10 protein-coding genes and 1 pseudogene are annotated in these 6,211 nt (G+C 60.5%); 9 read left to right on the top strand and 2 right to left on the bottom strand.

All coding sequences use genetic code 11. From position 1 onward, the window contains the following. Positions 1–164 precede the first annotated feature (164 nt). Entirely contained in the window at positions 165–317 is a 153-nt protein-coding gene (locus AABE10_RS35855) for a hypothetical protein (protein ID WP_342937787.1), read from the bottom strand. A gap of 136 nt (positions 318–453) precedes the next feature. Here AABE10_RS35855 and AABE10_RS35850 point away from each other — a divergent pair, with 136 nt between their 5' ends. The 9 genes from AABE10_RS35850 to AABE10_RS35810 all read left to right on the top strand — a co-directional run bounded on the left by AABE10_RS35850 (position 454) and on the right by AABE10_RS35810 (position 5,914). Continuing rightward, complete coding sequence (locus AABE10_RS35850; protein ID WP_342937786.1) at positions 454–822, top strand: DUF2784 domain-containing protein; 369 nt, start codon at positions 454–456, stop codon at positions 820–822. 206 nt (positions 823–1,028) lie between these two features. After that, the gene (locus tag AABE10_RS35845) at positions 1,029–1,838 is read left to right on the top strand and encodes a molybdate ABC transporter substrate-binding protein (RefSeq protein WP_428983430.1); all 810 of its coding nucleotides are present in this window, start codon (positions 1,029–1,031) and stop codon (positions 1,836–1,838) included. Positions 1,839–2,147: 309 nt separating this feature from the next. Continuing rightward, a complete protein-coding gene (locus tag AABE10_RS35840; protein ID WP_090874120.1) occupies positions 2,148–2,378 on the top strand; it encodes a hypothetical protein in 231 nt (76 codons plus the stop codon). A 96-nt stretch (positions 2,379–2,474) separates the two neighbouring features. Beyond that, entirely contained in the window at positions 2,475–2,705 is a 231-nt protein-coding gene (locus AABE10_RS35835; protein WP_342937784.1) for a hypothetical protein, read from the top strand. Between the two features lie 778 nt (positions 2,706–3,483). Next, on the top strand, positions 3,484–3,711 hold the full coding sequence (locus tag AABE10_RS35830) for a hypothetical protein (RefSeq protein ID WP_342937783.1): 228 nt from the start codon (positions 3,484–3,486) through the stop codon (positions 3,709–3,711). A 57-nt stretch (positions 3,712–3,768) separates the two neighbouring features. Then, a complete protein-coding gene (locus tag AABE10_RS35825) occupies positions 3,769–3,993 on the top strand; it encodes a hypothetical protein (protein ID WP_342937782.1) in 225 nt (74 codons plus the stop codon). Positions 3,994–4,051: 58 nt separating this feature from the next. Continuing rightward, a complete protein-coding gene (locus AABE10_RS35820) occupies positions 4,052–4,276 on the top strand; it encodes a hypothetical protein (protein ID WP_342937781.1) in 225 nt (74 codons plus the stop codon). Positions 4,277–4,337: 61 nt separating this feature from the next. Further along, positions 4,338–4,568 carry a hypothetical protein gene (locus AABE10_RS35815; protein WP_342937780.1) on the top strand — a complete coding sequence of 77 codons (231 nt, stop codon included), beginning with the start codon at positions 4,338–4,340 and terminating at the stop codon, positions 4,566–4,568. Between the two features lie 293 nt (positions 4,569–4,861). After that, a complete protein-coding gene (locus AABE10_RS35810; RefSeq protein WP_342937779.1) occupies positions 4,862–5,914 on the top strand; it encodes an alpha/beta hydrolase in 1,053 nt (350 codons plus the stop codon). A 40-nt stretch (positions 5,915–5,954) separates the two neighbouring features. On the opposite strand, the pseudogene AABE10_RS35805 reads toward AABE10_RS35810, so the two are convergent. After that, a pseudogene (locus tag AABE10_RS35805) lies at positions 5,955–6,211 on the bottom strand (MFS transporter); the annotation flags it as partial.

Below are 6,211 nucleotides of genomic sequence, written 5' to 3'. Positions count from 1 at the left end.
GACCGTGAAACGACTCCACGCCGATGATAGTGCGGATTGCCCGTGTGAAAGTAGGTAATCGTCAGGCTCCTTATACACGTCCCGGCCCCGCCCATCACAAGGCGGGGCCGTGGCCGTTTACGGCGCCCTTGATCTCATTCCCCCGCGGCTGCTTTCAGCAATCGTCAAAAATCAAAACTCCGCCGCAGCGGCAGCTTACGTTTGCCGTCCGCCGCGCGTCTCGTGCGTTCAATGACGAACGCTTTTACACCCATGGAACGCAAACTCACCCGCCAATGCGCCAATGGCCGGTCGTACACCGTTTCGTCGAGCGTCATATGTGTCAACATTCACAGACCCTCATGAAAGGTTGTGGAATTCACAGCCTTCAGTTCGCCTGCGTAATGAGCATCTGTCAGGCCGCCCTTAACCCCGCGCGCCCCGTCGACAGCTATCGAACGTGACAAGGACATCGTGATCTGGCTCGCCAATACGGTACTTGTGCTGCACGCGCTGATCGTCGTCTTTATCGTCGGCGGGTTGATCGCGATCTGGGTCGGCGCCGCCTTGAAGCGCGATTGGGTGCGCAACCGTGCTTTCCGGATCGTGCACCTTGTGGCGATCGGTATCGTCGCGATGCTGGCGGTCCTTGGCGTACCGTGCCCGCTCACCGTCCTCGAGGACTGGCTGCGCACGGGCGCAGCCGGCCCGCAGGGCTTCGTGCAGCGCTGGGTGAGTGCCCTGCTGTATTACGATCTGCCTGCCTGGGTATTCGTAGCCGCCTATGTGCTGTTTCTGCTGATCGTCGCCGTGACCTGGCGCCGCACTCCGCCCCGTTCCTGAAGGGCCGCGTGCCAACGGCCCCGTCGACAACCCACTCGCGCATCGCGACGAACCGACGATCTATGTATAGCCATGCAAACAGTGATCTGCCGTCGCGCGGCGCGAATCGCCTACACTCGAATCCAGAACTGAACGAACGCGTTGTCCGCTAACCGCGGTGTTGTCGCCGCGTGCGATGCCACGGCGCCGGAGGACGTCCCATCGACATGGAGCGGACCGTGAGTATCCGCAAGCTGAGGGTTCGCGTAGTCGCGATGTGCGTGGCGGGCACGTTGCTGGGCAGCAGCGCGGCATCGGCGGATGATGTGAAAGTCATGATCTCGGGCGGCTTCGCGTCGGCCTATCGCGAACTCGGCCCGCAGTTCCAGGAGATGACGGGCCGCACGTTAACCACCGTCTGGGGGCCCGTGACGGGCAAGGCCGCAAATGCGATTCCCGTGCGTCTCGCGCGCGGCGAATGGGCCGACGTGCTGATCGTGGTCAGCTATGCGATCGACGATCAGGTCGACGCCGGCAAAGTCGTGCCAGGCAGCAAGGTGGACTTCGCTCGCTCGGCAATCGGCGTGGTGGTTCGCGAAGGCGGCCCGAAGCCGGATATCAGTTCCATCGACGCATTGCGGCGCACGCTGCTCGCTGCGCAATCGATCGTCTATCCCGACAACGCGACGGGCGTCTATATCGGTAGCGAACTGTTCAAACGTCTTGGCATTGCGGGACGACTCGCGATCAAGAGTCGCATGATACCCGCGGAGCAGGTCGCCGATGCCGTCGCGAACGGGCGGGCCGACATCGGATTTCAGCAGGTCGTCGAACTGTTGCCCGCGAAGGGCGTGACGTTTGCCGGCAGCCTCCCTGCGGAATTGCAGAGGTACACGGTGTACTCCGGTGGCATCGGCACCAATGCGAAGAATCCAGCCGGCGCGGCAGCGCTGATCCGCTTTCTGTCGTCGCCGGATGCAGCGCCTGCGATCATTGGGAGCGGACTTGAACCGCTTCCATCGGTGCCGGCGAATTGAACGAAAAGTGGCCAGTCGTGCGAATCGGCATGTCTCGTCAGATCCGACGCAATCCAGTCGCTCGGGGTGTTCGGTCCGAACAGACAGCTTCCCGGGAATCTGTTGGCCAGAAACCCCACTTGGGTCATCGGAAAGCCGAGCCGAAGGCGCTCGAGCGCGTTGCCGTCTGAAAAAATGGTCTTATATTTCAATTGGTTAGAAGCGGTCCGCCGAAGGCGATAACACGACTGGCACAACCCCTGCATATGTAGGAGCGAGCGCAACGAAACGTGCTCTTCCCACTGAACACGCCCACTTAGGAGATTTATCATGACTTCGCTGACCATCAAAGATCTTTCGCATAACGAAGAACTTTCCGTCGATGCCCTCTCGGCAGTGCGCGGCGGCAGCAACTACAACGCCTTCAATACGAACGCGGCATTCGGCGGCGGCTTTGCCAGCCCGGCCATCGTCGTAGCACCTGTCACGCAGACGGACACGAAGGTCGACATTCCGACGATCCAGAACTTCGGCGGCCTGCAGTTCGTCAAGGGCGCGTAAGCGCCGACCCGGGAGAGACATGATTCCCCGCTCCTCACGGCGCAACGAATCGTGCTCTCCCAATTCGAAATACCCGTCAATCCAAGGAGTTCTACCATGACCTCGCTGACGATCAGGGACCTCTCGCATCAAGCAGAACTGGCCGCCGGAGCGCGCGGCGCGGTGCGTGGTGGCAGCAACTTCAATTTCGGCAACGTGAACGCTGCGTTCGGTGGCGGGTTTGCCAGCCCGGCCATTGTGGTCGCGCCCGTTATCCAGACGGACACGAAGGTCGTGATTCCCACGCTCCAGAATTTCGGCGGTCTGCAGTGGCTGAAAGGGCTTTGATTTCCAGCATGCAGTAACCGTCTTGCCTTGCGCAGCCACTTTGGCTTCGCAGATCAGATTCAATAGCTCGCGGCAGAACGACGAAACGGGGAAAGCACCAAAAGAGGAGACGAAGTCACTATCAAGCGTTCGTCCGAGAGACACCGTCAGGTCTTGTCCCTGACGGCTTCAGCCCGCCAGGCCGTTCTCCGTCTGGCGGGCTTCTTTGTTTGCGCCAGAAAAACCCACGAATACAGTGCGCCTTAGAGCCCGCGCAGCACGCAGTCAGCGACACGCGCCATTGCTCAAACTCTGTCGCTCCATATCTGTTCTGCTCACATCGCAGCTGATACACGTACCACGGGCCATAGAACCGCGTCATGCCCGTCGACGCGTCGCATTTACGCCTATCCATCGCCCGCGCGATATTGAAGATCGCGTAGCCCCTTCCATTTCGATTCCTTGTACTGAGGCCCCGCCCTTAGGTTCGGCGCATGGTCATCACGTTCTCGACACCCTCAATGCCATCAGTCGTAGCTGTGGAATTGGGCACTGTTCGATCGAAACAGACAGCTATACGTCAATCTGTTGGCAAAGCACTGGCCGTCGTTCGCTGCGAATCGCTATGGAAAGCAACGTCGACGACGTATGCACTGACAAAGCGCCTTTATTTTCAGTGCTTTATCGATAATCGGCGCATCGCAGGCCACGCTTGGCACACCCTGTGCGTATATAGCCGCGAGCGCAAACAAATCGTGCTCCACACAAACCCGAAACACAGACCATCAGGAGATTCATCATGGCATCGCTGACCATCAAAGACCTTTCGCATAACGAACAACTCTCCGTCAAGGCACTCTCCGAAGTGCGCGGCGGCAGCAACTACAACGTCGGCAACCTCAACGCGGCACTCGGCGGCGGCTTCGCCAGCCCGGGCGTGGTGGTGGCACCCGTCACGCAGAACGACACGAAGGTTCAGATCCCGACGATCCAGAACTTCGGCGGCCTGCAAGGCGTTCTGATGTAAATCGCAAACGACTCTCTGTCTGTCACTTCACAACCCATTCGACTCAGGAGATTCATCATGGCATCGCTGACCATCAAAGACCTCTCGCGCAACGCAGAACTCTCCGTCAAGGCGCTCTCCGAAGTGCGCGGCGGCAGCAACTACAACGTCGGCAACATCAACGCGGCATTCGGCGGCGGCTTCGCCAGCCCGGGCGTCGTCGTGGCACCCGTCACGCAGAACGACACGAAGGTTCAGATCCCGACGATCCAGAACTTCGGCGGCCTGCAGGCTGTGCTGTAAATCGCAAACGACTCGCTCTCTTTTCAGTTCGCAATCAGTCCATTCAAGGAGATTCATCATGGCATCGCTGACCATCAAAGACCTCTCGCACAACGCAGAACTCTCCGTCAAGGCGCTCTCCGAAGTGCGCGGCGGCAGCAACTACAACGTCGGTAACGTCAACGCGGCATTCGGCGGCGGCTTCGCCAGCCCGGGCGTCGTCGTGGCACCCGTCACGCAGAACGACACGAAGGTTCAGATTCCGACGATCCAGAACTTCGGCGGCCTGCAGGCTGTGCTGTAAGTACCAAACGATTCACTCACTCTCTTTCAGTTCTCAACTGTTCCATCCCAGGAGATTCATCATGACTTCGATGACCATCAAAGATATTTCGCATAACGAAGAACTGTCCGCCAAGGAGCTTTCCGAAGTGCGCGGCGGAAGCAACGTCAACGCCTTCAACACGAACGCGGCATTCGGCGGCGGATTTGCCAGCCCGGCTATCGTGGTCGCACCTGTCACGCAGACGGACACGAAAGTCGACATTCCGACGATCCAGAATTTCGGCGGCCTGCAGTTCGTCAAGGGCGCGTAAGTTCACGGCCTTGTCGGGGGAGCACGATTCGTTTGCGCTCAAAGGCGCAGAGCAGGCGGAGCTCCCCCGGCCGGATCAGTCGAAGGGCATCAGATCGCCAGCCCCGTGCGGACCGCGATTTGTACCCGAATGTATCTGGCCATGCATCAGATACATAACGCCACAATAAGCCGGGTTCTCGACATATTGCAGATACCTTGACGCGCTTTAATGCTTCCGTGACGGCGCTTCCTGTCGCCGCTCTATCCGAATATCTTCGAAGCACAAGCGCGTTCAACAACAAGGAGAGGCAAATGTCAGAGAGTATCGATTCACGCCGTCGCAGCTTCCTGGGCACAACGGCCCTTGCTTTTGCGGCTGCTCAGTTCGGCATGCTGGGTTCCGCGCGTGCGCAGACCAACGTATCGGAGCCTGCGACTTTGCCTCCCGTGAAGCCGGGCAGCCATACGTCCTTCGCGTCGCTCAAGCAGATCGACGCCGGCCTGCTAAACGTCGGCTACGCGGAAGCCGGACCGGTCAGTGGACCAGCCGTCATCCTCCTGCATGGCTGGCCATATGACATTCATAGCTTCGTCGATGTTGCGCCGCTGCTGGCAGCGCGCGGTTATCGCGTGATCGTCCCGCATCTGCGCGGCTACGGCTCGACGCGTTTCCTTTCGCGCGACACCATGCGCAACGGACAACCCGGGGCTTTGGCAAGCGACATCATCGCACTGATGGACGCGCTCAACATTCAGCAAGCGGTACTCGCGGGCTTCGACTGGGGCGCGCGCACGGCCGATATCGTCGCGGCGCTGTGGCCGGAACGCTGCAAGGCGCTGGTGTCGGTGAGCGGGTATCTGATCAGCAGCCAGAAGGCCGGCACGGTGCCGTTGCCGCCAGATGCAGAACTTCAGTGGTGGTATCAGTTCTATTTCGCAACGGATCGCGGACGCGCCGGTTATGAGAAGTACACGCACGAATTCGCGAAGCTGATCTGGCGGCTAGCCTCGCCGAAATGGAACTTCGACGACGCCACGTACAACCGCAGCGCGGCCGCCTTCGACAATCCGGACCATGTGGAGATCACTATCCACAACTATCGCTGGCGGCAAGGACTTGCAGCGGGCGAGGCGCGCTACGACGAGCTCGAGCAGCGGCTCGCCGCAGCGCCCACGATCGGCGTGCCCACGATCACGCTGGAGGGCGACGCCAACGGCGCGCCGCATCCACCGTCGAGCGCCTACGCGGGGAAGTTCATCGGCAAGTACGAACACCGGACGATCACGGGCGGCATCGGCCATAACCTGCCGCAGGAAGCGCCACAGGCGTTCGCGCAGGCCGTGGTCGACGTCGACCGCTTCTGAACGCAAGACGGATGCGGGGCCGCGCAGCCGGCGGCCCACACTACGCGCGTTCTTTGACCACCGCGAGATAGGCCTTCCTGACGTTGGCTCGTTTGCTCGCCTGACGCAGAACAGCAATCGCTTCGGCGTGAGTGCCGACGGACGGACCCGAGCCGGGCAGCGGCTTGCCCGCCGTTTCGCGCAATGCGATCACCGACACGATACCGATCAGCGATGCAGCCATCAGATAGTACGCGGGCATCATCAGATTGCCGGTGCGGTCGACCAGCCACGCAGCGACGAGCGGCGTCGTGCCGC

It is taken from the genome of Paraburkholderia diazotrophica (assembly GCF_038900755.1).
Lineage (GTDB): Bacteria > Pseudomonadota > Gammaproteobacteria > Burkholderiales > Burkholderiaceae > Paraburkholderia > Paraburkholderia diazotrophica_A.
The sequence above is the reverse complement of the archived record's forward strand: the minus strand, read 5'-3'. Positions and strand labels throughout refer to the sequence as shown.

What these genes read in the sequence shown, in the direction of transcription:
- AABE10_RS35855 (WP_342937787.1), bottom strand. Translation starts at nt 317, where the DNA reads ATGACGCTCGACGAAACGGTGTACGACCGGCCATTGGCGCATTGGCGG.
- AABE10_RS35845 (WP_428983430.1), top strand. Translation starts at nt 1,029, where the DNA reads ATGGAGCGGACCGTGAGTATCCGCAAGCTGAGGGTTCGCGTAGTCGCG.
- AABE10_RS35840 (WP_090874120.1), top strand. Translation starts at nt 2,148, where the DNA reads ATGACTTCGCTGACCATCAAAGATCTTTCGCATAACGAAGAACTTTCC.
- AABE10_RS35835 (WP_342937784.1), top strand. Translation starts at nt 2,475, where the DNA reads ATGACCTCGCTGACGATCAGGGACCTCTCGCATCAAGCAGAACTGGCC.
- AABE10_RS35830 (WP_342937783.1), top strand. Translation starts at nt 3,484, where the DNA reads ATGGCATCGCTGACCATCAAAGACCTTTCGCATAACGAACAACTCTCC.
- AABE10_RS35825 (WP_342937782.1), top strand. Translation starts at nt 3,769, where the DNA reads ATGGCATCGCTGACCATCAAAGACCTCTCGCGCAACGCAGAACTCTCC.
- AABE10_RS35820 (WP_342937781.1), top strand. Translation starts at nt 4,052, where the DNA reads ATGGCATCGCTGACCATCAAAGACCTCTCGCACAACGCAGAACTCTCC.
- AABE10_RS35815 (WP_342937780.1), top strand. Translation starts at nt 4,338, where the DNA reads ATGACTTCGATGACCATCAAAGATATTTCGCATAACGAAGAACTGTCC.
- AABE10_RS35810 (WP_342937779.1), top strand. Translation starts at nt 4,862, where the DNA reads ATGTCAGAGAGTATCGATTCACGCCGTCGCAGCTTCCTGGGCACAACG.